Genomic DNA, 23,257 nt, shown 5'->3' with positions numbered 1-23,257 from the left:
TGTTCTTTAATAATCAAGGCCCCAGTCGACAGTAATCTTCTTTGCGGCCTTGTCTACCTTGATGACAAACGCGTCCACAAATGGAATCAGGCGCTCCTGCGCCGCAACCTCGGGATCAGCATCGGGCAGAGCGGCTGGCTGGATGCGCAAGATCGACTGTGGACCATTGCTCATCATGTCAGTCACCGTACCGAGGTGCTCACCTTGCAAATTCACTACATCCAGACCGATCAACTCGGCCCAGTAAAACTCATCATCGGACAAGGCCGGGAAACGACTGCGCGGAACCGAAACAGCCGCGCCCTTCAGCGCTTCTGCGACGTTCCGATCGGTCACTCCCACCAGCTGCGCGACCACGTCGCCGCCATGCAGTTTGCACTGCTTGACTTCGACCTCGTGCAAGCTTGGCTTGTCGATCCACCAGGTTTTCACCGAGAGGAGTGCATCCGCATCTTCCGAGAAAGGGCGTACCCTCACCCAGCCAGCGACGCCATAGGCACCAAAGACAAAGCCTACCTGTGCCAGATCGTCGGGGACTTGCACCCCGGATGCATTCTTATCGGTCAAACCAGCAGCCAGACTTAAGCAGCTTTGTTCGAAGCTACCAGGCGAGCCACGGTAGGCGACAGTTGTGCGCCAACCGATTGCCAGTGAGCCAGACGGTCAGCGGTGATGCGCAGTGGCACTTCGCCACCGGATGCCATCGGGTTGTAGAAACCGATGCGCTCGATGAAACGGCCATCGCGACGATTGCGCGAGTCGGTTGCAACGATGTTGAAGAACGGACGCTTCTTGGCGCCTCCACGAGCTAAACGAATAACGACCATAATATTTCCAAAAAGTGTGCTAGGACGGAAAAAGCCGCAAATTATAGCGCGCTTTGCCGCGAAGCAGCAAGCGTTAATGAAATAATCGGGCAGATTGGGGTAATCGAAGATTATCCCCCGATCCGGCGTGCGGGGCAATAGCCTTGTCCATAAAAAAGGTCCGCCGGGGGCCGTATTATGACCGATACTGCATGTTTTCCGCCTACTGCTCAACAACTATGACTGTTTTGCACCACACTTCGCACAAAAACAAGACCTTCGCCACCCTGCTCGCCTTCCTGGCCGGCGGCCTGGGCCTGCAGCGCCTCTACCTGCGCGGCCTGCGCGACCCGTGGCTGTGGGCGCACCTGGCTAGCCTGCCCGCCAGCGCCGCCGTCAGCGCCATCTGGCCCGACGCCGACGGCTTCTATAAACTGCTGCCCATCATGGTCTCCGGCCTGGCCGGCTTCCTGGAAGCGCTGGTGCTCGGCCTGATGTCGGACGAGAAATGGGACGCCCGCTTCAACCCCGGCTCCGGCAAGCAATCGAACACCCACTGGCCGCTGGCCGTGGTGCTGGTCGCCAGCATGATGGTAGGCGCGGGGAGCCTGATCGCCACCATCTCCCGCCTGTTTGACTTGTTGTACACTGGGGGTTCCTACGGTTAATAAGGAGAAAAGCATGAACCGTTCTATCCTCGCGGCCCTGGCCCTGGCCGCCCTCGCCTCCGCCGCCCAGGCACAAACACCCAAAGAACAATACAACGCCGAATCCAAGCGCATCACCACCCGCTACGCCGAAGACAAAAAACTCTGCGCGGAAGAAAGCAACTCGGCCGCCCGCATGCAATGCACGCGCGACGCCAAATCCGAATACGACAAATCGATGGCGCTGGCCAAGGCCCAGCTCAAGGCCTCGCCTGCCAAGCCGGGCGCCAGCTGCATGGAATGCGGCAAAGTGACCTCGGTCGTGGTCAGCGACAAGGCCGGTGAAGGCAGCGCGCTGGGCGTGATCGCCGGCGGCGTGGCGGGCGCCCTGCTGGGCAACCAGGTCGGCAGCGGCCACGGCCGTGAACTCGCCACCGTGGCCGGTGCGGCCGGCGGCGCCTACGCCGGCAAGAAGATCGAAGAAAAAGCCAAGTCCACCAAACAGTGGACCGTGCACGTGCAGTACGACGACGGCAAACAGGTCAGCTTCAACTTCGACCACGACCCGCGCATGATGAGCGGCGATCGCGTTCGAAACGACAACGGCAACCTGGTCCGCAACTAGGCAAAATAAAAGACAGCCTCCGGGCTGTTTTTTTTCGCCCGCATCACCACATCTTGCATATTCGACCACCACAGGAGATCCCGTGCACCATCCCGCCTTCCCCGTCCAATGGCAGCCGCTGGTAGACCAGGCCGCCACCACCCTGCGCGCACTGGCGCTCGACGAGAGCGCCAAGGAAAAATTCTGCAACGATCCGCTGCTGCGTCCCTACATGCACAAGGTATCGCAGCGCTACGTTGCCGGACGCACCGTGGCCGACGCGCTGCAACGGGTCGAGCACATCATCGCCCAGGGCCATGCGGCCTCGGCCGAATACATGGGCGAGAGCGTGCGCGACGAAGCCTTCGCGATGGCTGAAACTGAAGTCTTCATGGAATTGACCAAGGCCATCGGCCAGCGCAACCTGAACTGCTCGGTCTCGCTCGACCTGTCGCACGTGGGGATGACGGTGGATGCCGAACTGGGCTACCGCAACACCCGCCGCATCGCGCTGGCCGCGGCCGAGATCAACCGCGAAGTGATGATCTCGATGGAAGCCGCCGACCGCGCCGACGACATCTACGCCATCTACGCCCGCCTGCACCGGGAAGACGGCTTGCACAACGTCGGCATCACCATGCCGGCCAAGCGCCATCGCACCGAGCAGGATTTGCCGTCGCTGATGAAGATCCCCGGCCGTATCCGCCTGGTGAAAGGCGCCTTCCTCGAATCGGAAGACATCTCCCACCACCGCAACAGCCCCGAACTGGCCGCCGCCTACCGCCGCTACGCGCAGGAACTGCTGCTGAGCGGCCACAAGTGCTCGATCGCCACGCACGACCGCAGCATCCAGGGCGACCTCAGCGCGCTGATCCTGAAAGAGCGCATCGACCCGCGCTGGTTCGAATTCGAATCGCTGATCGGCCTCGGCACCGAGCAGATCGCCGAGCTGCAAGCACGCGGCTTCCCGACCCGCGAATACGCCGTCTTCGGCGACGAGCACTTCCTCTACGTACTGAACCGCATCGCCGAAGAACCGGTGCGCGTCTACCAGGCGATCATCGATGTGATGGGCAGCTAGCCCACAAACGACAGCGAGTGGAATTTCTCCTGCAGGAACTTGCCGTTGACGACCAGCGCATCGGCATCGTCCTTGTAGACGTTCTCGGCGATCTTCGCCAGCTGCGAGTTCAGCAGATCGAGTTGCTCGACCAGCAGCTCCTTGCACGTCTTGCCGCCCTGGATCACATGCAGGTTGGCGAACGCGGTCGGCAGATGCACGTAGTTGCGTACGGTCTCAGGCAGATCGCGCGTGACCGCGTTGATCAGCGAAATCGCATAATCCATCGCCATGCCGCCATCGAACAGCTTGGGCGCCAGCTCAACCACCGTGGATTGGATGCGCTCCAGACGCTCGACCGCCTCGCGCGGCAGCTTGGCGCGGCTGTCCTTGACCAGCACCGCCATGCCCTCGACCAAATCCGCCTGCGTCGCCTCGTTGCGCACCTGTACCTCCAGCTCCCGGTCCGCCGGCACCGCCAGCCAGCCCACCGCATACAGCCCCGCCACGATAGGCAGCCACCAGTCGTCAATGACGCCGGCAAAGAACATCGCCAAGCCCGCCAGCGCCAGCGCGCAGCCCACCAGGTTCTTGCTACCGTACAGGAACAGCAGCACCTTCATCTTGAAAGACACCTGCATTATTGATAGCCCCGGATTTCCTTGAAGATGCTGCGCAGACTGCTCTTGCGGCTATCGAAAGTCCGGCCGCCGCTCAACTCCGCCAAGCGCTGCAACTCGCCTGCATCGGCTTCGCCAAACACCACGGCGAAAATCTTGATCCCCTTGTCCGCCGCCGGCAACTGCTCATACCAGCTGATGAACGCATTCAGATCGCTGCCCGACGTATTCTGGCCGTCGGTCATCAGCACCAGCGAATAGAAACGCGCAGGATCGGCCCGGCGCCGCACCATCGCCTCTTCGTAAGCCCGACGCGTGGAATCGTAAATCGCCGTACCGCCGTTGGTATCGAGCGCACCGACGCGCTGCCGTACCTGCTCCAAAGTGCGCTGGTTGGACCCCGCATCCGATCCCATATCAAAGCGCTCGATAGTCCCCGGCTGCTCCGAAAACGGCAGCAGGAAAATCCGCTCGCGATTACGGAAGCGCGCCAGCCGGCCGCTGATCGACGTATCCGCGCCGGACAGGCCCAGCATCGCCGTCTTCAGCTTGTCCATGCGCTCGCCGCTCATGGAGCCGCTCTGGTCCAGCACGAAGGTCGAATCGGTCGGCAGCCGCAGCTTGTTATCGAACGCGCTAAGAATCGCATCGACCACGTCCAGCTTGGCCGGGAACACCAGCTCCACCAGCGGCTGCGGCGGCACATCGCCGGCCGGGACATCAGGGTTGACCGGACGACGCAGCGTCGCCGTGGCCATCGCCTGCTGGAACTCCTTGCCGCGCAGGTAAGCCACCAGCTTGTCGTAAGCCTCGCGCTTGGCCGGATTGGTCAGCATGATCGGATAATCGGCCGTGACGATGCCATCCTTCGGATAGATCAGCACCAGCTTTTCCTTCAAGCCGCCCTGCCGGTTCAGCGATTGCAGCGTCGATGCATAGTTGATGATGCCATCGACCTTGTCCTGCTCCTTGACATAGGTATCGGCCAGCCAGCCCGAGCTGCCCGCCGTCAGCCGCTGCGCCTGGAAGAACTCGCCCAGCCTGGCCGTATCGATATCCTTCTCTTCCAGCGCATCGCCCTTGCCGGACAGCGCCGCAGCCAAGCCCAGCAATCCAGAGAAGCCCGTATTCGACGACGCCGGACTGGTCATGCCGAAGGTGAACTTCTTCTGATGCGCCGCCTTGGCGATATCCTTCCAGGTGACATTGGCGTTATCGGCCCAGCCCAGTTCCCTGGCCTTGCTGTCCTTGAGGCCCAGCACCACCGGCGTCAGCATGGTGCGCTCGGCAGCGGAGATGCGCGACTTGACCGCCGGGATCAGCATCGCATAGCGGTTGCTGGCCAGCCATGCCGCATCGAACTGCTCGCCCGCCTGCAGGCGCTCGACCGCGTCCAGCGTGCCGGCATACTGCAACACCACGTGGATGCCGGTGGCCTGCTCCACCTGCGGCAGCAAGGGCTCGATATCCTTCAGCTCGGAGCCGGCCAGCACCGTGAAACTGTTGGCCGGGTCCACCGCAGCGTCATCAGCCTTATCCTTGCAAGCGGCCAGCGCCAGCAGCGAAAACAGCATCAGGAACAGTCGCTTCATGACCGCCCCGTTCACAGCGCGACCGGACCGGCGATGGCGGCGGCCGGCTGTATCGCCTCGCGCGCGGCGGCCGAGCGGACCTTGTCGATGTACTGCTCGGAGCGGGCGATCTGCTGCTTCATCAGCTCATTGTTCTTGCCCATGCTGTCGATCGCCTTGCTGCGGAAGGTGTCCATCGCATCCATGGCCTTGAAGGTGTTGTCGAACATCTGCTGCATCTGCTGGATGCCGATCAGCGGATTGGAGGCGAACTCGCCAGTCTTCTCCACATGCGTGCCCAGCTGGCGCGACGATTCCGCCACCAGCTCGCCGATGGTGCCGCTGACGCCACTGAGCATCTCCATCACCTGGATCTGGTTGCCGGTGGCGCGCGCCACCGTCTGCGCCGTCGCCAGCGCCGACATGCCGGTGGTCGCCACGCGGTTGCAGCCGTTGACCATTTCCCGCGCAGTCTTCTTCAACACATCCATCGACAGATAGCCGTTGACCGTCACCGCCATCTGCACCTGCATGTCCTGCAGGTTCTGGCGCGCATAGAACAGCACCTCCTGCTCCAGCGCCTTGGCGCGCAGCGGATCGCTGTCCTTCAGCGCCGCCACGCGCTCAGCGATCAGGCGGTCCAGCTCGGAGGCGAAGTGGATCGCCCCCTTCAGCTTTTGCATCGCATCCCACAGCTTGGCTTTGACCTGCTCGATCTCGGCGGCATCGCGCTGCATATCGTCGCGGGCCGCGTGGATTTGCGCCATCACCGTCTGCAACTGGCTGGCCGCCGACTGGAACTTGCGGAAGTACTGCTGCAGCTTGTTGCCGAAGGGGATAAGGCCAAACAATTTATTCGATTCCAGCAGGTCGCCCTGCTTGCCGGGATTGAGCTCGTCCAGCATGCCGCGCATCGCGCTCAGCGATTTGTAGGCCGTGCTGTCCTCGATGCCGACGAAATTGCGCTCCATGAAGCGCCCGCTCATCATCGACGCCGCGCTGGAGATTTCTTCGCGGCCCAGACGGAAAGCCGAATCGAGCCGCGAACGGAAGGTCTCGCTGTGGATATCCTCGCTCAGCAGCGACTGCACGAAGTCATACACCTGGGTATCGATGCGCTGCACAGTTTCCGGCGGCAGCGGCACCATGTCCGGCGCCTTGGCTTCAGTCACGGGCACCACCACTTCCGGTGGAGTAAGGGTTTGCGTACTAGTGTCCGACATGGCCAACCTTTCAGAAGGAATTACTGGAATTTTTGCTCGATGGATTGAATCATGCGCTCCAGGATTTCATAGCTGGGCGGATCGATGACATCGACCAGCACCGCCGGCGCCTGCAATTTTTTAGCGCTCAGGAAATCGGTGAAGTATTCGGGCGACGAGGTGCGGTAGCCATATTGCGCGGCCAGTTTTTGCAGGGCCGGATCGGAGGCCAGGGCTTGCCCCAGCTTGCGGCCGCCGTCGGTGAACGGCACCAGGATGTGCTTGGTGTACAGCGTAGGCTGCGGATACAGCAGCACCATGTCGGCGTTCGGCTGCGCGCGCCGCGACTGGTATTCGAGGAACTGGCTTTCGTAGATCATCACCAGCGGCGCCTTGCCGACGCCCATCGTCGTGTAATCCTCGAACGGCCCGGCGCTGCTCGATTCCTGCAAGCCCTGACGCTGGAACAGCGCCGTCACCTGCGGCAACACCTTATTGGCTTGGGCGTTATCGTCGACCACATTGCTATCGTTGAGCACATAGCTGGCCAGCGCCAGGTACATCGCGGCCGAGTTCGATTTGCGCACATCGGTGGAATTGATCAGGATGCTTTTGGCGGTCGAGTAGACCGTGTTGTCCTTGAGGTCGCGCCAGCGCGCGCCCTTCTCGATCATGCCGAGCAGGCGCCTCATGTCGACGATGTAGAACGCGTCGTTATTCTTCTTGACGATACCTTCATGCTCCAGCAGCGGCACCAGCTGCTTCCACGAAGCGACCGCCATCGGCGTGAAGAAAGTCGGAAAGGTCTGCGGCGCCCTGGCTTTTTTCTGCAAGGCGATGGCGGCCGGCGCTCCGGCCGGGAAGCCGAAGTCATAACCCTTGAAGTCGCGGCTGGCGATTTCGCGCGAGCCGACTTTTTCGGTCTTGACGCGCAGGCCATACTTGCTCAGCAAAACCTCGGCCACTTGCGGATCGAGGAAAAACGATTCCTTCTCCGAACCGATCATGCCCCGCACTTCCACCACAGCTGCCGCTGCGGCTTCGGCGCTGCGCTGCTCTGCCTTCCGTCCTGCCGACACATAAATCGCCGAGCCTATTCCTGCTGCCAGCGCCAACGCCAGCAGCGGCCCCAAGACGCGTTTGATATTCATGCCATCCCTTGTATGCCGCAATTGATACGCGCATCATACACAATTTACAACCTTAATCGTGTGACATCGACGGCTTTTCACACGGGGATGGCAAGCCCTGGCGGGCGTTCAATGCAGGCGCAACTCCACCAGCGAGCTCATGCTGGATTCAGCCTCGCGCAGCGCGCGGTCGGATGGGCGGGCGCCGGCGGCCACGGCCCAGGCCAGCACCCAATGGCCGGCCCGGATTTCGTCACTGGGCGTCTCGGCATGCAGCAGGCGCTGGGCGGCGATATTCATGCGCTTGACGGCGTAGGCTTTACGATCGCCATCGGCGGCAACAGGGAAAAGAACGATAGATTTCATACGGGACCTCGTGGTTGACATCCTCCTTGTACGCAGCGCGCACAGCGGTGGATTCAACTTTTCGAGGTCTTGGTTCAATCTTCCAGCGTCGCATGGAAGCCGCTGCCGCCGCGCTTCCAGTAAGCGGCGGCGCGGATCTGATGCTTGCCCAGGCCTTTCACGCCGACCAGTTCGTGCCGCACCGCCGCCATCGTCGCCGCCTCGCCCGCGCTCCAGGCGTAGCCGTCGCCGCCCGGCAAATTGAATGCGCGCACTGCCGCGATCATCTCTTCATCGCTGCCCACCCAGCGCAGATCGACCTGGGCGCTGCTGGCCAGCGCGCGGCGGTCGGCCGCATCGCCCACCTTGGCGATCACGATCACGCGCACGCCGGCCGGCAATTCTTCGAGACGGCGGGCGATCGCCGGCAAGGCGCTTTCGTCGCCGACCAGCAGCTGCCAGTCGTAATCGGCCGGAATGATGAACGAGCCACGCGGCCCGCCGACGATCACGCGCTGCCCCGGCGCCGCCTGCGCGGCCCAGCGCGCGGCGGGGCCATCGCCATGCAGCGCGAATTCCAGGCACAGCTCGCCCGCGACCGGATCGAAGCTGCGCGGCGTGTAGTCGCGCTTGACCGCATCCTCGCCCTGCCCCAGGATGAACTTGACGTGATCGTCGAACGAAGCGCTATAAAAATCATGCAGGGCCGGCCCGCGGAACGTAACGCGGCGGAAATGCGTGCCGATGTCGCGCACCTCGGCCACTTCCACCTCACGGATCTTGAGTTCATGGCGAACCCGCTGCACACGGCTGATTGGAGCGTCTATACTCATGTCTTTGCCTACCCAGATAATTGATAATGTCACCCATTATTCCGAAATCAAATGACAAAGTCAACCATTCTCGCGATCCCAACCTGGATGGCGTGCTGGATCTCGTGCATACGATCATGCATCAGTTCCGTTCGCAGCAATTCCAGGCCTTGCGCGAAGGCCAGCATGAGATGACGCCGATGGAAGGCAGAGTATTGGGATTTTTCGCGCGCCACCCGGGCAGCACGCAGAGCGACCTGGCCAAGCGCACCGGCAAGGACAAGGCGCAGTTGACGCGCCTGGTCACAGCGCTGCGCGAACGCGGCCTGCTGCAAGGCGAAGCCGACGCCGCCGACCGCCGCAACACGCGCCTGTCGCTGACCGACGCCGGCCGCGCCATCCAGCAAAAAATCAAACGCCAGGCCGAAGTCTTGAACACGCAAGCCCTACAAGGCCTCAGCCCCGAGCAACAGCAAACCCTGCACAGCCTGCTGCTACAAGTCAAATCCAACCTCGACGACTGCGCATAAAAAAAGCGGCCCGAAGGCCGCTTTCGCTGAGGACGCAAACTCCGCTTAGAACTGGTCTTCGCTCAAGGCCAGCACGCCGGCGCTGCCGTCGATGATGGCGATGCGCAGGCTCGATGCTTGCGACAGGATGTGGTCGGCGAAGAAGCGCGCGGTGGCGATCTTGGCCTTGTAGAAGCTGGCGTCGCCTTCATTGGCGTCCAGCTTCTGCTGCGCGACCAGGGCCGCGCGCGCCATCTGCCAGCCGCCCAGCACCAGGCCGGCCAGCTTCAGGTACAGCACGCTACCCGAGAACACACCCTTGATATCGCTCTTCATGTTGGCGACCACATAATCCACCACCGCTTCCAGATCCTTGCTGCCGGACGACAGCTGCGCCAGGATGGCCTTGAAGTCGGCGCTGTCGACCGCAGCCAGCTGCGCCTCAGTAGCGCGCACCTGGGCGATGATGCTCTTCGCCACGGCGCCACCGTCACGCACAGTCTTGCGGCCAACCAGGTCATTGGCCTGGATCGCGGTAGTGCCTTCGTAGATCGTCAGGATCTTCGAATCGCGATAGTGCTGGGCAGCGCCAGTCTCTTCGATGAAGCCCATGCCGCCATGCACCTGCACGCCATCACGGGTAACGTCTTGCGACATCTCGGTCGACCAGCCCTTAATCACCGGCACCAGATACTCGTACACAGCCAGGTTGGCCTTGCGCACTTCCGCATCGGCATGGCTATGCGCCACATCGCTGATACCGGCACCAACGTAGGCCAGCGCACGCGCCGCCTCGGTCTGCGAACGCATAGCCATCAGCATGCGGCGCACATCCGGATGATGAATGATCGACACCGGACCAGCCGAACCAGCCAGGTCACGCGACTGCACGCGATCCTTGGCGAAGGCCACGGCCTTCTGGTAAGCGCGCTCGGCCAGGCCGATACCCTGCAGGCCGACGCCGAAGCGGGCCGCGTTCATCATGATGAACATGTATTCCAGACCGCGATTCTCTTCGCCCACCAGCGTGCCGATGGCGCCGCCGTGGTCGCCGAATTGCAGCACCGCGGTCGGGCTGGCCTTGATGCCCAGCTTGTGTTCGATCGACACGCAATGCGCATCGTTGCGCGCGCCCAGCGTGCCGTCGGCATTGACCAGGAACTTGGGCACGATGAACAGCGAAATACCCTTCACGCCCGCAGGCGCGTCCGGCGTGCGCGCCAGCACCAGGTGCACGATGTTCTCGGTGAAATCGTGCTCGCCGTAAGTGATGAAGATCTTGGTGCCGAACACCTTGTACGTACCGTCGTCCTGCGGCACAGCGCGGGTGCGCACGGCGGCCAGGTCGGAACCGGCTTGCGGCTCGGTCAGGTTCATGGTGCCGGTCCATTTGCCCGACACCAGGTTTTCCAGATAGGTGGCTTTCTGCGCATCGCTGCCTGCGGTCAGCAGCGCTTCGATCGCACCATCCGACAGCAGCGCGCACAGCGCGAACGAGATGCTGCCCGCGTTGAGCATTTCGATGCATGGCGTCGCCAGCAGCTTAGGCAGGCCCTGGCCGCCGAACTCCACCGGATGCTGCACGCCCTGCCAGCCAGCCTCAGCGAAAGCCTTGAAGGCTTCCTTGAAACCCTTGGAAGTCGTCACCTGGCCATCGTGCCAGAAGCTCGGCTCTTTATCGCTCGGGTTGTTCAGCGGCGCCACCACATTGGCGACAAATTTCGCGTTCTCTTCCAGCACGGCTTCGGCCGTGTCCGGGGTTGCATCTTCATTGCCCGGCAGCGCATTGACGCCGGCCAGGTCGGCCAGTTCGTTCATCACGAACAGCATGTCTTTCAGGGGTGCTTGATATGGCATCTTATCTCTCCAAGAAAAAGGCCACGGCAATCCGGTGTTCCGGATCAGCGTGGCCCTGTATTCACACTGGCTTGCTTAGCCCAGTTCTGCAACCAGTTGCGGCACGATGTCGAACAGATCGCCCACGATGCCGTAGTCGGCAACGGAGAAGATCGGCGCTTCAGGATCTTTGTTGATCGCGACGATGGTTTTCGAATCCTTCATACCGGCCAAGTGCTGGATCGCGCCCGAGATACCGACGGCGATGTACAGCGTAGGCGCAACGATCTTGCCGGTCTGGCCGACTTGCCAATCGTTCGGCACGTAGCCGGCGTCGACTGCTGCGCGCGATGCGCCCATGGCGGCGTTCAGCTTGTCTGCCAGCGGTTCCAGGATCTTGAACGCTTCGCCCGAACCCATGCCGCGGCCACCGGAAACGATGATCTTGGCGGCGGTCAGTTCTGGACGATCCGACTTGGCCAGCTCGCGGCCGACGAAGGCCGATTTGCCGTTGTCGGCAACAGCGGCGACGGTTTCGGTCGCAGCCGAACCGCCGGTGGCGGCAGCGGCGTCGAAGCCGGTCGAACGCACGGTGATGACCTTGATCTTGTCCGACGATTGCACGTAGGCGATCGCGTTACCGGCGTAGATAGGACGCTCGAAGGTGTCCGGCGAATCGACTTTGGTGATTTCCGAAATCTGCGCAACGTCCAGCTTGGCGGCTACGCGTGGCAGGATGTTCTTGCCGTAGGCGGTAGCCGGAGCCAGGATGTGGCTGTACGAACCGGCCAGCGCCAGCACTTGCTCGGCGATGTTCTCGGCCAGGCCGTCGGCGAAGTAAGCGGCGTCGGCCACGATAACTTTCGACACGCCGGCGATTTGCGCGGCAGCGGCAGCGGCAGCGCCGGCGTTCGAGCCAGCGACCAGGACGTGCACGTCGCCACCGCATTGTGCTGCGGCGGTCACGGTGTGGAGGGTGCTGCCTTTCAGGCTAGCGTTGTCGTGTTCTGCGATAACTAATGCGACCATGATTTATCCTTTAGATGACTTTAGCTTCGGTGCGCAGTTTTGCGACCAGGGTGGCGACGTCCGGAACCTTGATGCCGGCCGAGCGTTTTGCAGGCTCGACGACTTTCAGGGTTTTCAGACGCGGGGTCACATCGACGCCCAGGTCTTCTGGCTTGGTCACATCCAGCGGTTTTTTCTTGGCCTTCATGATGTTCGGCAGCGTCACATAGCGCGGCTCGTTCAGGCGCAGGTCGGTGGTGACGATGGCAGGCAGCGTCAGCGCCAGGGTTTCCAGGCCGCCGTCCACTTCGCGGGTCACGGTGACTTTGCCGTCTTCCAGCACCACTTTCGACGCGAAGGTCGCTTGCGGCCAACCCAGCAGGGCAGCCAGCATCTGGCCGGTCTGGTTGGAGTCGTCGTCGATCGCCTGCTTGCCCAGGATAATCAGCTGTGGCTGTTCCTTGTCGGCCAGCGCCTTGAGCAGCTTGGCGACAGCCAGCGGCTCCAGTTCGACGGCGGTTTCCACCAGGATGCCGCGGTCGGCGCCGATGGCCATACCGGTGCGCAGGGTTTCCTGGCACTGGGTCACGCCGCACGATACGGCGACCACTTCGGTGACTTTACCGGCTTCTTTGAGGCGCATCGCTTCTTCCAGAGCGATCTCATCGAATGGGTTCATCGACATTTTGACGTTGGCGATATCTACGCCCGTGCCGTCGGACTTGACGCGCACCTTGACGTTATAGTCGACCACGCGTTTGACGGGTACCAAGACTTTCATAGCTGTGCCTTTGGAAAAATTAAAGAATTCGGGACTAAATTATGTGGGCTAGATTATATGAGAAATTCAGCCCGCACAAGAAAATAAAGCACGATCGTGCGTTTTTTAGCTAGTAGAAATCGTCTAAAAAATAAATCTCTCAGACGATGTTTCTAGGAAAAATACGCAGCAGGATTATTTGCGCTGCATCAAAAAGACGAATTCACGGCCGGTCTGGACATGCGACAACAGGGCGTTGCCCGTCTGTTTGGCGAAAGCCTGGAAGTCGCGCACGGAACCCGGGTCGGTTGCCATGATGCGCAGGACTTCCCCACTTTGCAACTCGGACAAGGCTTTCTTGGCCTTGAGGATCGGCAGCGGACAGTTCAAACCGCGCGCGTCGAGTTCTTTGTGGAATTCCATGATTTCGTTTTCAAGTATCGTGTCGCTCATCAAGAACCCGCATGTTTTGTTAGGACTGTCGTCATACTACTCCAAAACAGATCGAATGACGCGCTGCACCAAAATAGTTCGTAGTGCGTTGCAAGTTTGCAACGGGAACTGGCAAGTATACAACAGCTCGCTCCAGACAACAACGGCCTGCGTAAGATACGCAGGCCGCATAGCTACTGCATTACAAGGCTTTTCAGCAACTTAGGCGCGCTCGCCCACCCATGCAGGAACCGCCGCCAGAGCAGCAGGCAGACCGCTAGGATCGGTACCGCCGGCTTGCGCCATATCGGGGCGTCCGCCGCCTTTTCCGCCCACTTGTTGTGCAACGAAGTTCACCAGCTCGCCTGCCTTGACCTTGGACGTAGCGTCCGCCGTCACGCCAGCGATCAGGCTGACTTTGCCGTCGGCGACGCTGGCCAGCACGATGGCGGCGGTCTTCAGCTTGTCCTTCAGCTTGTCCATGGTTTCACGCAGGCGGGCCACGTCGGCGCCGTCCAGCACGGCAGCCAGCACCTTGATGCCGTTGACGTCGACCGCTTGCGTGACCAGCTCATCGCCCTGGCCCGAAGCCAGTTTCGATTTCAGCGCGGCCAGTTCCTTCTCCAGCGCCTTGACGTGGTCCTGCACCTGGCCGATACGCGCGGTCAGTTCTTCCGGCGTCGCCTTCAGCGCTGCCGAAGCTTCCAGCAGGCGACGGTTCATAGCCTGCACCAGTGCCACGGCGCCTTCGCCGGTCACGGCTTCCACGCGGCGGATGCCGGCCGCAACGCCGCCTTCCGAAATGATCTTGAACAGGCCGATGTCGCCGGTGCGGTGCACGTGCACGCCGCCGCACAGTTCTTTCGAGCTGCCGATGTCCATCACGCGCACTTCATCGCCGTACTTCTCGCCGAACAGCGCCATCGCGCCATGCTTGACGGCGTCGTCGAACGACATGTGGTGCTGTTGGACTGCGGTGTTGGCCAGCACTTCGCGGTTGACGATGGCTTCCACCTGGGCGATCTGCTCGGCGGTCATCGGTGCGTTGTGGCTGAAGTCGAAACGGGCCTTGTCGGGATCGACCAGCGAACCTTTCTGTGCCACGTGCGAACCCAGCACTTCGCGCAGGGCTTTGTGCATCAGGTGGGTGGCCGAGTGGTTGCGGATGGTGCGCGCGCGCTTGGCTTCGTCCACGTTGGCGCTGACGGCGTCGCCCACTTTCAGCGAGCCGGATTCCAGCACGCCGTGGTGGCCGAACACATCGGCTTGAATCTTCAGCGTATCGCTGACGGCGAACTGCGCCGCGCCGGTGGCGATCACGCCCTGGTCGCCGACCTGGCCGCCCGATTCAGCGTAGAACGGCGTGGTGTCCAGCACCACGATGCCGGCCTGGCCAGCCTTCAGTTCCTGCACCGGCGTGCCGGCGGCGTACAGCGCCACGACCTTGCTGTTGTAGGTCAGGTTGTCGTAGCCGACGAATTTGTTTTTCTCGCCGGTGTACTCGACCTTGGCATCCTTGGTCGACTTGCCGCCCTTGCGCGACAGCTCCTGGCTTTCCTTCAGCGCGGCGTCGTAGCCGGCCTGGTCGAACTCGATATCGCGTTCGCGGCAGATGTCGGCCGTCAGGTCCGGCGGGAAGCCGTAGGTTTCGTACAGCGTGAAGGCGGTGGCGCCGTCGATGCCCTTGCCGTCCTTGGTCAGCTGGGCTTCCAGCACTTTCATGCCGGTTTCCAGCGTCTCGCCGAAACGCTCTTCCTCGGCCTTCAGCATCTGGGCCACGCGGTCCTTGGCTTCTTCCAGCTCAGGATAGGCGGCACCCATCTCGATCGCCAGGTCGGCCACCAGCTTGTAGAAGAACGGTTTGGTCTGACCCAGCTTGTGGCCGTGACGCAGCGCGCGGCGGATGATGCGGCGCAGGACGTAGGCACGGCCTTCGCTGCCAGGGATCACGCCGTCGACGATCATGAACGCCGAAGCGCGGATGTGGTCGGCGATCACGCGCAGCGATTTGTTTTCCAGGTCGGTGGCGCCGGTTTCGCGCGCGGCGGCCTTGATCAGGGCCTGGAACAGGTCGATCTCGTAGTTCGAATGCACGTGCTGCAGCACGGCGGCCAGGCGCTCCATGCCCATGCCGGTGTCGACGCACGGCTTCGGCAGCTTGTGCATCACGCCCGCTTCGTCGCGGTTGAACTGCATGAACACCAGGTTCCAGATTTCGATGAAGCGGTCGCCGTCTTCGTCAGGCGAGCCTGGAGGGCCGCCTGGAATGTCGGCGCCGTGGTCGTAGAAGATCTCGGTGCACGGGCCGCATGGGCCGGTGTCGGCCATCTGCCAGAAGTTGTCCGACGCGTAGCGCGCGCCCTTGTTGTCGCCGATGCGGATGATGCGCTCTTTCGGCACGCCCACTTCGTTGGCCCAGATATCGTAGGCTTCGTCGTCTTCCATGTAGACGGTCACGGTCAGCTTGTCGACCGGCAGGGCGTAGACCTTGGTCAGCAGTTCCCATGCGTAGTTGATGGCGTCGCGCTTGAAGTAGTCGCCGAAGCTGAAGTTACCCAGCATCTCGAAGAACGTATGGTGACGCGCGGTGTAGCCGACGTTTTCCAGATCGTTGTGCTTGCCGCCGGCGCGCACGCAGCGCTGCACGGAGGTGGCGCGGGTGTACGGACGGCTGTCGGTACCGGTGAACACGTCCTTGAACTGCACCATGCCGCTGTTGGTCAGCAGCAGGGTCGGGTCGTTGCCAGGCACCAGTGAGCTGGAACGGACAATCGAATGACCCTTGGATTCAAAAAACTTGAGGAATTTGTCGCGGATTTCAGATGATTTCATGTCGTAAGCAGTGGTAGCTGGCAAATGCAAAGGGTTGATTATATATGACCGTGAGAGCCATAGGGTCTTAGGCGAAGCTTGGCCCGATCAAATCGATACGGTCGGTACAGAAGCCGTCCACGCCCCATGACAGGATCGCCCTGCCCCGCTCGGGATCGTTGACCGTGTAGCAAAACAGCCCGTAGCCGGCCGCCTTGATCTGCGCCGCCAGCTCGGGCGTCAGGTGCTTCTGGTTGGTGTGGATGGCCACCGCGCCCAGCTCGCGCGCCTGCGCCTGCCAGTCGGCGGGAACGCGGTCCAGCAGGTAGCCGCGCGGCAGGTCGGGCGCGGCGTCGCGGGCGGCGGCCAGCGCCTCGAAGCTGAACGAGGACAGCAGCGGCAAGGCGGCCGGGTCGCCGGCGGCGATTTCATCGGCAAAGGACTCGCGTGTCACTTTTGCAACCCAGCTGCCGGTCTCGCGCTCGAAGCCGTCGGCCGGCTTGATTTCCACATTCATCCAGATGCGCTGCTGCTTGCAATAATCGATAAACTGGGTGAAGAATGGCACAGGCTCATCGCGGAACTGCGGCCCCAGCCAGCTGCCGGCATCCATGCCCGACAGCTCGATGGCGTCGGTGGTGGCCACGCTGCCCTGCCCCGCCACCGTGCGGCCGAAGTCGGGATCGTGCATCACCATGCCGATGCCGTCGCGTGACAGCATCACGTCGAACTCGACCGCGCGGAAGCCGTAGGCCAGCCCGGCGCGCAGGCCGGCGATGGTGTTTTCCGGCGCCAGCGTGCCGCCGCCGCGGTGTGCAACGATTCTTGGGTAAGGCCACATGGTGGATGCCTCGAAAGATGGAAACGATGTCAACATTATCACGAATGCGGCGGGCGTCAAATAGGCTGCGCTGGGCCGGTCTGCTGACGCTCGCGCTGCTGGCCGCCTCACCGCAGGCCGCCGAGCTGACCCAGCAACTGGTGGAAGCCCGCGCCGCCAAGCTGTACGCCGAGCGCCTGAACGACCACGTGCTCGACGCCGACGCCCGCTTCACCACCCGCGTGACGACCATCGCCGCGAGCCTGATCGCCCGCGCCAGGCGCGACTACCCGGAAACAGCAGGCTGGAACTGGGAAGTCCACACCACCGACGATCCCGACCAGAACGCCGATTGCATGGCCGGCGGCAAAATCCTGGTCAGCAAGGCCTACGTGCAGCGGCTGGAGCTGGTCGACGCCGAACTGGCCATGCTGCTGGCGCACGAGATCGAACACGCCGCCCTGCACCACAACCTGAAGGAATACCAGCAGGCGCTGCGGCTGGATCCGCGCTGGGCCGAGCGCCCCTTCCTCGAACTGGAACACGCGGTCGACCACGACGACGCCCTGATCGACCAGCTGGCCGCCACCAACTACGAGCAGGAAGTCGAAGCCGACCGCGAAGGCATGCAGCTGGCCTGGCGCGCCGGCTGGCCGCCGGAGCGGCTGGCCGGCTATTTCAGGAAGATGTTCCGGGAGAGCGCCTCCCCGCGCCGCAGCAAGCCCGACTACCCATCACCGCTGATGCGCTGGCAGGCCGCGCGCACATTGGCCGCCGCCTTGCAAAAAAATCAGGTGCAAGCGCCGGACTGAGCCACTACACTAGCGGCCTGATTGGATTACTCAAAAGGTTACACACATCATGACAGTACCAAAAGCGCTAGGCCATATCCGCGTCCTCGACCTGAGCCGGGTGTTGGCGGGACCGTGGTGCTCGCAGAATCTGGCCGACCTCGGCGCCGACGTCATCAAGATCGAGCGTCCCGGCAGCGGTGACGACACCCGCGCCTGGGGTCCGCCGTACGCCAAGGATGCCGAAGGCCACGACACCACCGAAGCGGCCTACTACCTGGCCGCCAACCGCGGCAAGCGCTCCGTCACGATCGACATCGCCAGCGCCGACGGCCAGGCGCTGATACGCGAGCTGGCCAGCCATTGCGACGTGGTGCTGGAAAACTTCAAGGTCGGCCAGCTCAAGCGCTACGGCCTCGATTATGAATCGCTGAAAGCCATCAAGCCCGATCTGGTCTACTGCTCCGTGACCGGCTTCGGCCAGGATGGCCCGTACGCGCACCGCGCCGGCTACGACTTCCTGATCCAGGGCATGGGCGGCCTGATGTCCGTCACCGGCGAGCGCGACGACCTGCCCGGCGGCGGCCCGCAGAAAGCCGGCGTGGCGCTGACCGACCTGATGACCGGCATGTACGCCACCATCGCCATCCTCGCCGCGCTGACCCACCGCGACCGCAGCGGCGAAGGCCAGTACATCGACATGGCGTTGCTGGACGTGCAGGTGGCGATGCTGGCCAATATGGGCAGCAACTACCTCAACAGCGGCAAGCCGCCCAAGCGCTGGGGCAACGCACATCCGAACATCGTGCCTTACCAGACCTTCCAGTGCGCGGACGGCTACATCATCGTCGCCACCGGCAACGACGGCCAGTATCAGAAGTTCGTCGAAGTGGGCGGCCGCAGCGACCTCGCCACGCACGAGCGCTACGCCACCAATCCGCTGCGCGTGAAGCACCGCGACGAGCTGGTGCCGCTGCTGGCCGAGATGGTGTTGGCGCAGCCGCGTGATTTCTGGATCGACCAATTGGAAGCGGTCGGCGTACCATGCGGCCCGATCAACAACCTCGACGACGTCTACAAAAACCCGCAAGTGCTGGCGCGCGAGCTGGTGATGAACGTGCCGCATCCAACCGCCGGCACCACCAGGCTGGTGCGCAGTCCGATGAAGATGTCGCTGACGCCGACCGACAACGCCGTCGCGCCGCCGCTGCTGGGCCAGCACACCGACGAAATCCTGCGCGACATGCTGGGCCAGAGCGACGAAGACATCGCCGCCCTGCGCGCACAGGGAGTGCTGTAATGATGGAAAAACTGATCGCGGAATTAAAGCGGCTGTACCTGCTGGAAGACCAGGAATGCTTCCCAGCGGGCGAGCTCACGCCTGAGATGCTGGCGCAGCACCTGAGCGGCGACAAGACCATCGCCCTCAACCTGGTCTCCGACAACGGCCTGGTGCGGACGATGATCGTCGACTTCAACCGCATGGGCGACGCGCCGGCCTTGCAGCACTGGGACCGCCTGTGCGGCGTGGCCAATGCGCTGCAAGACCAGCTGGGTTTGCCTGCGCCGGCGGTCAGCATCAACGGCGGCAACGGCTATGCGCTGTGGCTGTCGCTGGAGACGCCGGTGCCGCTGAACCAGGCGCAGCATTTCCTGCACCTGCTGCGCAAGACCTACTTCCCCGACATCCCGAACGAAGAGATCGGCCTGCGTCCCGACACGCTGACCAGCACCACGGCCGAACTGCCGCCCTGCCTGCACATGGGCAGCGGCACCTGGGCCGCGTTCATCAATCCCGGCATGGGCGCATCGTTTGCGGATGACACCGGCTTGGAGATGATGCCGCCGTATGCGGCGCAGGCCGCCTTCCTGGAAGGACTGCAAGGCATCAGCGACAAGCAGTTCACGCAAGCCATCACTGTCATGCACCCGCCGCACGGCAAGGAACGCACGCACAAGACGCCAACACCAGCGCCGCATTCGGCGCCAGCCGGCCTGCTGCTGAAGGACGCGACGCTGGAAGACATCATCCAGCACCTGCACGAGAAAAACATCGAGCCGACCTTCAGGCACGTGATTCCCAAAGACTCGTTCTCTTGAACGTTTCCGTTCAGGCCGCCACGAAGGCGGCCTGCCTCCTTGTGGTTACGAACTGATGCGCAAGTCCCGCTTGAGCTCCATGACCTGCCCGTGCATGTAATTGACCGCGCTGCGCATGTGGGCCGACAGTCGCGGCACGTTGATGCACACCTGCCGGGCCCGCTCCGCTAGCCGCTCCATTTCGCGCACCAGTTTATGGATGCGCAACTGATCCTGCGACAGCAACACCTCCCTGGCCGTATCGGACTGCCGGTCCAGGCGCTGTATGCTGTCGCGCAGTTCGCCCGGGATGTAGGGTTCGGCCGAACAGGCTTGCGCCGCCTGCCCTATCGCTTGCTCCAATAAATGAAACCGATGCTGGATGTCGTTCGTTTGCAGCATGATGAACTCCTCCTCTGTTTGCTCAGGCACAGGCGTGCCCGTGCAGATTCGACAGTGGAGGCTGCCGCCAGTTTCGACGCACCGAACGCCGATCGCGGCGGCACTGATGCAGATCAGCGCGTCCTCAAATTTAGCCGCCGCAAACCGGCAGAGCCAACGCCTGCAACACCTCGCCCTTGTCCGTCTGCACAAAGGCCGCGATGCCCAGCCTGCCCGCCACCGCGCCCGCCGGCAGCGGCAAAGTCCGGCTGACCACGGCCCCGCCCGACGACAACGGCACCGGCGCCAGCCACTCCCGCACGACGAAATCATGCCGCAGCAAACGGCCGCGATTCTCGCCCGCCCTCACCTGACTGGCCACACCGTTCTCGACCAGCGCAACAAACAACTTCCCCTCGCGCCCGGACTTGGCCGTGACGGCAACCGGCAGCCCACCGGCAGCGGCCGCGCCCAGTGTGATGGCGATGTCCGCCTGCGCCGCCAAACCGTTGATGCGCTTGACCGTATCCACCACGCCGCGCGGCCAACCACGCTGCTCCTTGCCGCCCACAAAAATCTCGGGCGTGTAGATGGTGCGCGAACCGGCCAGATCGCTCAGCCAGCGCTGGCGTTCGGTAAAGGTCTTGCTGGAGAACGGATCTTTCCAGCCGATGTAATTCCAGTAGTCGACATGCTCGGACAGCAGCACCGCCTGCTGCGCCGCCACGCCCTCGCCGCGCAAGCCGCTGACATACTGATCGGCCGGCGGACAGCTGCTGCATCCCTCGGACGTGTACAACTCCAGCAACGCGATGCGGTAGGCCGGACTCTGCGCGCTGCAACCGGCGGCCAGCGCAGGCGGAATGTTCAGCGCGGCCGCAGCGGCCAGGCTCAGGATTAAATGCTTCACGGCGTCTCCAGGTCTCAGTACGATCCACCTTGGTCGCGCCGCCGGCCCTGGCCTTACAGCCTTTGTAAGAAGATGTTAAAAGATGGACAAATATCTATTTTGCAAGCTATCCTCCCGGCATGATCAAACCTCGAAGAAGCTACCTGCCGGGACTGCTTGTCACCGGACTGCTGCACATAGCGATCATCTATGCATTCATGCAGCGCCAGCACATGGCCGATGCGCCGCGCGCGCACCGAGAAGAGATCCAGTGGCTGCTGCCGATGGCCCGCCCCGTCCTCAAGCCGCCGCGCCAACCGCAAAGCAAACCGCAAAGCAAACCGCAGAGCAAACCCGCACCGCAGCCCATCGCCACGCCGGCACTGCAAGCCATCCCGCCCCCAAAGGCCCCCGACACGCCGGCCGCACAGCCGGATCCGCAGCCGCCGGCAACCACTTTGCCTGCCGATCCATTCGCCCAGGCGCCAGCCCCGCCGCGCCCGCAGAGCGCCAGCGACATCCTGAACCAGGCCAAACTGGACGTGGGAAAAATCGACAAGGAATTGCGCGCAAGCTATCGGCAGCGCCCGCCGGAGCCGCCGCCGGACAGCAAGCAAGCCCGCCTGGAACGCGGCATCAACGCCGCGCACGACGCGGTGCCGCCGAAGTGGTACCAGGGCGCCAGGATCGTCGAACTGACCAGACCAGACGGCGAGGACAAAACACGCGTCTACAAGATCATCACCGCCGTCGGCGCCTACTGCATCCATGTCCACCCGGACGGCCGCAAGAGCTACACCCTCTGCCCAAAATGATCAGCGCTCGGCCTGTCCCAGCGGCGCCAGCCGGCGCAGACGCAGCGCCACCAGCATCGCCAGCGTCAGCGTACAGCCCAGCACCAGCACCACGCCCGGCCAGCCGCCGCGTCCCCACATCACGCCCGTCGCCGAACCGACCACGCTGGACCCGAGATAGTAAAAGAACAGATACAAGGCCGACGCCAGCGCCTTGTTGCTGGTCGCCCGCCGCCCTACCCAGCTGCTGGCGATCGAGTGCGAAGCGAAGAAACCGTAAGTGAACAGCGCCACGCCAACCACAATCAGCGGCAGCCAGTTCGACAAGGTCAGCAGCAGGCCAGTGAACATGATGGTCATCACCGCCCACAGCACATGGCGGCGTCCGTACCGATCCGCCAGCCGCCCCGCCCACACCGAACCGTAAATCCCCAGCAGATACATGAACGACACGGCCCCCACCAGGCTCTGGCTAAAGTGAAACGGCGCGGCCAGCAAACGATAGGCGATGTAGTTGTACAGGCTGATAAAACTCCCCATCAACAGGAAGGACAGCACAAACAACCAGGGCAGTCCCGCATCGGACAGATGCAAGCGGAAGCCGCTCGGCAATGCGCGCCAGCCACTAAGCACCGGCACGAAATGCCGCGACGCCGGCAAGGACCGCCAGAACTCCCAGGCCGCCAGCAGGCCGGCCACACCCACCGCCGCCAGCGCCAGCCGCCATGAGAAATGGTCGCTCAGCACCGACGAGATCACCCGTCCCGCCATGCCGCCGAACGCGCTGCCGCTGATGTACAGCCCCATCGACACCCCCAGCGAAGCCGGCTCCATCTCCTCGCCCAGATAGGCCATGGCGATCGCCGGCATGCCGCCCAGCGCCACGCCCAGCGTCGCCCGCATCACCAGCAGCTGCGAGTAGCTCTGCGCAAACGCGCACAAGATCGTCAGCAGCGCCGCGATCACCATCGCCGCCACCATCAGCGGCTTGCGGCCCACCCGTTCCGACACCGCGCTCGACGCCACCAGCGACACCGCCAGCGCCCCGGTCGACACCGACAGCACCATGCTGCTCTGCGCCGCGCTCAGCGCAAACTCATGTGACAGCACCGGCATCAGCGGCTGCACGCTGTACAGCAAGGCGAACGCCGAAAAGCCGCCGAAGAACAGCGCGCGGCTGCTGCGCTTGAATTCGGGGCTGCCCACGGTGATGTGCGGCACGGCTCGGGTTGCAGATGGCGCGGAAGAAGCAGGCAGTGCGGCGGCGCTCGGGGACATGGTGGAGCTCTCTTCAGAGGTACGATGTCTGCATCTTAGGATTGCACCGAACCACTGTCCAATATATATTTA

25 protein-coding genes are annotated in these 23,257 nt (G+C 62.9%); 8 read left to right on the top strand and 17 right to left on the bottom strand.

Features of this window, described 5'->3' with window-relative positions:
- Nucleotides 1-6 precede the first annotated feature (6 nt).
- On the bottom strand, nt 7-567 hold the full coding sequence (rimM, locus tag GEV02_RS06395; protein WP_152837228.1) for a ribosome maturation factor RimM: 561 nt from the start codon (nt 565-567) through the stop codon (nt 7-9).
- 14 nt (nt 568-581) lie between these two features.
- Nucleotides 582-827: a 30S ribosomal protein S16 gene (gene rpsP, locus GEV02_RS06390; protein WP_008446017.1), complete on the bottom strand. Its 246-nt coding sequence runs from the start codon at nt 825-827 to the stop codon at nt 582-584.
- A gap of 218 nt (nt 828-1,045) precedes the next feature.
- On the opposite strand from rpsP, the gene GEV02_RS06385 reads away from it, so the two are divergent.
- From GEV02_RS06385 to GEV02_RS06375, 3 genes are all read left to right on the top strand, one after another.
- The gene (locus GEV02_RS06385; protein WP_152837226.1) at nt 1,046-1,474 is read left to right on the top strand and encodes a TM2 domain-containing protein; all 429 of its coding nucleotides are present in this window, start codon (nt 1,046-1,048) and stop codon (nt 1,472-1,474) included.
- 13 nt (nt 1,475-1,487) lie between these two features.
- A complete protein-coding gene (locus GEV02_RS06380; RefSeq protein WP_152837224.1) occupies nt 1,488-2,078 on the top strand; it encodes an outer membrane lipoprotein in 591 nt (196 codons plus the stop codon).
- 82 nt (nt 2,079-2,160) lie between these two features.
- Nucleotides 2,161-3,138: a proline dehydrogenase family protein gene (locus GEV02_RS06375; protein WP_328595740.1), complete on the top strand. Its 978-nt coding sequence runs from the start codon at nt 2,161-2,163 to the stop codon at nt 3,136-3,138.
- On the opposite strand, the gene GEV02_RS06370 is transcribed toward GEV02_RS06375, so the two are convergent.
- From GEV02_RS06370 to GEV02_RS06345, 6 genes are all read right to left on the bottom strand, one after another.
- Nucleotides 3,135-3,758 carry a hypothetical protein gene (locus GEV02_RS06370; protein WP_152837222.1) on the bottom strand — a complete coding sequence of 208 codons (624 nt, stop codon included), beginning with the start codon at nt 3,756-3,758 and terminating at the stop codon, nt 3,135-3,137. The two genes, GEV02_RS06375 and GEV02_RS06370, sit on opposite strands and share 4 nt — an antisense overlap.
- Nucleotides 3,758-5,329: a substrate-binding and vWA domain-containing protein gene (locus tag GEV02_RS06365; protein ID WP_152837220.1), complete on the bottom strand. Its 1,572-nt coding sequence runs from the start codon at nt 5,327-5,329 to the stop codon at nt 3,758-3,760. The genes GEV02_RS06370 and GEV02_RS06365 overlap by 1 nt, the downstream gene beginning before the upstream one ends.
- Nucleotides 5,330-5,340: 11 nt before the next feature.
- Nucleotides 5,341-6,531, bottom strand: coding sequence for a toxic anion resistance protein (locus GEV02_RS06360; RefSeq protein ID WP_152837218.1), 1,191 nt, complete (start codon nt 6,529-6,531; stop codon nt 5,341-5,343).
- A gap of 20 nt (nt 6,532-6,551) precedes the next feature.
- On the bottom strand, nt 6,552-7,661 hold the full coding sequence (locus tag GEV02_RS06355) for a hypothetical protein (RefSeq protein WP_152837216.1): 1,110 nt from the start codon (nt 7,659-7,661) through the stop codon (nt 6,552-6,554).
- 108 nt (nt 7,662-7,769) lie between these two features.
- Nucleotides 7,770-8,006, bottom strand: a complete 237-nt coding sequence (locus GEV02_RS06350; protein ID WP_152837214.1) for a hypothetical protein — start codon at nt 8,004-8,006, stop codon at nt 7,770-7,772.
- A 74-nt stretch (nt 8,007-8,080) separates the two neighbouring features.
- The gene (locus GEV02_RS06345) at nt 8,081-8,818 is read right to left on the bottom strand and encodes a siderophore-interacting protein (protein WP_152837212.1); all 738 of its coding nucleotides are present in this window, start codon (nt 8,816-8,818) and stop codon (nt 8,081-8,083) included.
- Nucleotides 8,819-8,934: 116 nt separating this feature from the next.
- On the opposite strand from GEV02_RS06345, the gene GEV02_RS06340 reads away from it, so the two are divergent.
- Nucleotides 8,935-9,327 carry a MarR family winged helix-turn-helix transcriptional regulator gene (locus tag GEV02_RS06340; RefSeq protein ID WP_235914370.1) on the top strand — a complete coding sequence of 131 codons (393 nt, stop codon included), beginning with the start codon at nt 8,935-8,937 and terminating at the stop codon, nt 9,325-9,327.
- Between the two features lie 45 nt (nt 9,328-9,372).
- Here the strand turns inward: GEV02_RS06340 and GEV02_RS06335 are convergent, their stop codons facing one another.
- From GEV02_RS06335 to ugpQ, 6 genes are all read right to left on the bottom strand, one after another.
- A complete protein-coding gene (locus GEV02_RS06335) occupies nt 9,373-11,163 on the bottom strand; it encodes an acyl-CoA dehydrogenase (RefSeq protein ID WP_152837210.1) in 1,791 nt (596 codons plus the stop codon).
- A 75-nt stretch (nt 11,164-11,238) separates the two neighbouring features.
- On the bottom strand, nt 11,239-12,171 hold the full coding sequence (locus GEV02_RS06330) for an electron transfer flavoprotein subunit alpha/FixB family protein (RefSeq protein ID WP_070358884.1): 933 nt from the start codon (nt 12,169-12,171) through the stop codon (nt 11,239-11,241).
- 10 nt (nt 12,172-12,181) lie between these two features.
- Entirely contained in the window at nt 12,182-12,931 is a 750-nt protein-coding gene (locus tag GEV02_RS06325; RefSeq protein WP_008445986.1) for an electron transfer flavoprotein subunit beta/FixA family protein, read from the bottom strand.
- 174 nt (nt 12,932-13,105) lie between these two features.
- Nucleotides 13,106-13,363 carry a sulfurtransferase TusA family protein gene (locus tag GEV02_RS06320; RefSeq protein WP_008445984.1) on the bottom strand — a complete coding sequence of 86 codons (258 nt, stop codon included), beginning with the start codon at nt 13,361-13,363 and terminating at the stop codon, nt 13,106-13,108.
- Nucleotides 13,364-13,564: 201 nt separating this feature from the next.
- Entirely contained in the window at nt 13,565-16,174 is a 2,610-nt protein-coding gene (gene alaS / locus GEV02_RS06315; protein ID WP_152837208.1) for an alanine--tRNA ligase, read from the bottom strand.
- Between the two features lie 67 nt (nt 16,175-16,241).
- Entirely contained in the window at nt 16,242-16,994 is a 753-nt protein-coding gene (gene ugpQ, locus GEV02_RS06310) for a glycerophosphodiester phosphodiesterase (RefSeq protein WP_152837206.1), read from the bottom strand.
- A gap of 26 nt (nt 16,995-17,020) precedes the next feature.
- On the opposite strand from ugpQ, the gene GEV02_RS06305 reads away from it, so the two are divergent.
- The 3 genes from GEV02_RS06305 to GEV02_RS06295 are packed head-to-tail and all read left to right on the top strand — an operon-like array spanning nt 17,021 to nt 19,864.
- On the top strand, nt 17,021-17,785 hold the full coding sequence (locus tag GEV02_RS06305; protein WP_174998994.1) for a M48 family metalloprotease: 765 nt from the start codon (nt 17,021-17,023) through the stop codon (nt 17,783-17,785).
- Nucleotides 17,786-17,834: 49 nt separating this feature from the next.
- Nucleotides 17,835-19,064, top strand: a complete 1,230-nt coding sequence (locus GEV02_RS06300) for a CaiB/BaiF CoA transferase family protein (protein WP_152837184.1) — start codon at nt 17,835-17,837, stop codon at nt 19,062-19,064.
- Nucleotides 19,064-19,864, top strand: coding sequence for a TOTE conflict system archaeo-eukaryotic primase domain-containing protein (locus GEV02_RS06295; protein ID WP_152837182.1), 801 nt, complete (start codon nt 19,064-19,066; stop codon nt 19,862-19,864). Before GEV02_RS06300 ends, GEV02_RS06295 begins: the two co-directional genes overlap by 1 nt.
- Before the next feature lie 45 nt (nt 19,865-19,909).
- Here the strand turns inward: GEV02_RS06295 and GEV02_RS06290 are convergent, their stop codons facing one another.
- Complete coding sequence (locus tag GEV02_RS06290; RefSeq protein WP_152837181.1) at nt 19,910-20,245, bottom strand: hypothetical protein; 336 nt, start codon at nt 20,243-20,245, stop codon at nt 19,910-19,912.
- Nucleotides 20,246-20,375: 130 nt separating this feature from the next.
- On the bottom strand, nt 20,376-21,134 hold the full coding sequence (locus GEV02_RS06285; RefSeq protein WP_328595739.1) for a DUF1223 domain-containing protein: 759 nt from the start codon (nt 21,132-21,134) through the stop codon (nt 20,376-20,378).
- Nucleotides 21,135-21,253: 119 nt separating this feature from the next.
- On the opposite strand from GEV02_RS06285, the gene GEV02_RS06280 reads away from it, so the two are divergent.
- Nucleotides 21,254-21,928, top strand: a complete 675-nt coding sequence (locus GEV02_RS06280) for a hypothetical protein (RefSeq protein WP_152837177.1) — start codon at nt 21,254-21,256, stop codon at nt 21,926-21,928.
- On the opposite strand, the gene GEV02_RS06275 is transcribed toward GEV02_RS06280, so the two are convergent.
- Entirely contained in the window at nt 21,929-23,185 is a 1,257-nt protein-coding gene (locus tag GEV02_RS06275) for an MFS transporter (RefSeq protein WP_152837175.1), read from the bottom strand.
- Nucleotides 23,186-23,257 lie beyond the last annotated feature (72 nt).

The organism is Rugamonas aquatica, from assembly GCF_009380215.1.
Lineage (GTDB): Bacteria > Pseudomonadota > Gammaproteobacteria > Burkholderiales > Burkholderiaceae_D > Rugamonas > Rugamonas aquatica_B.
The sequence above is the reverse complement of the archived record's forward strand: the minus strand, read 5'-3'. Positions and strand labels throughout refer to the sequence as shown.